Source organism: Pseudoalteromonas sp. P1-9 (genome assembly GCF_001399975.1).
Lineage (GTDB): Bacteria > Pseudomonadota > Gammaproteobacteria > Enterobacterales > Alteromonadaceae > Pseudoalteromonas.
Genome location: NZ_LKBD01000134.1, coordinates 1 through 517, shown reverse-complemented (window position 1 = coordinate 517; position 517 = coordinate 1). Strand labels below are relative to the sequence as shown.

The 517-nt window shown below is 45.6% G+C and carries 1 protein-coding gene and 3 tRNA genes; all 4 read right to left on the bottom strand.

The features are described 5' to 3' along the window. Window positions 1–89, bottom strand: an 89-nt coding sequence (locus AN214_RS22365) for a GTP-binding protein (RefSeq protein ID WP_021438671.1), incomplete at its 3' end; no start/stop codon positions are given. Window positions 90–226: 137 nt separating this feature from the next. Continuing rightward, window positions 227–302 (bottom strand) — tRNA-Thr (locus tag AN214_RS21895). Window positions 303–313: 11 nt separating this feature from the next. Further along, window positions 314–388: transfer RNA gene (locus AN214_RS21890), tRNA-Gly, on the bottom strand. Window positions 389–431: 43 nt separating this feature from the next. Next, window positions 432–516, bottom strand: a tRNA-Tyr gene (locus tag AN214_RS21885). Window position 517: the final 1 nt, after the last annotated feature.

Genomic DNA, 517 nt, shown 5'->3' with positions numbered 1-517 from the left:
GCTGTTAGAGTTGTTTTACCGTGGTCAACGTGGCCGATTGTACCTACGTTTACGTGCGGTTTCGAACGTTCAAACTTTTCTTTTGCCATGACGGAACCTATAAAGTTATATAACTAAAATTACATGTAAAAGTGTCTACAACAAGCGCAGACGTATTCAAATAATTGAATAAGTTTATGACAAATTAAAGGAAGTGGAAATATTTAAGAAAGGTTTAACTCGATACTGGTGCTGATAGGCAGATTTGAACTGCCGACCTCACCCTTACCAAGGGTGCGCTCTACCGACTGAGCTATATCAGCACACCAGAAACTGGAGCGGGCAGCGGGAATCGAACCCGCATCATCAGCTTGGAAGGCTGAGGTAATAGCCATTATACGATGCCCGCTTTCGGAACCTGTTCTTAACTACCTCTAACCGTCAAGAGTAAGTGGTGGAGGGGGACGGATTCGAACCATCGAAGGCAATGCCGTCAGATTTACAGTCTGATCCCTTTGGCCGCTCGGGAACCCCTCCA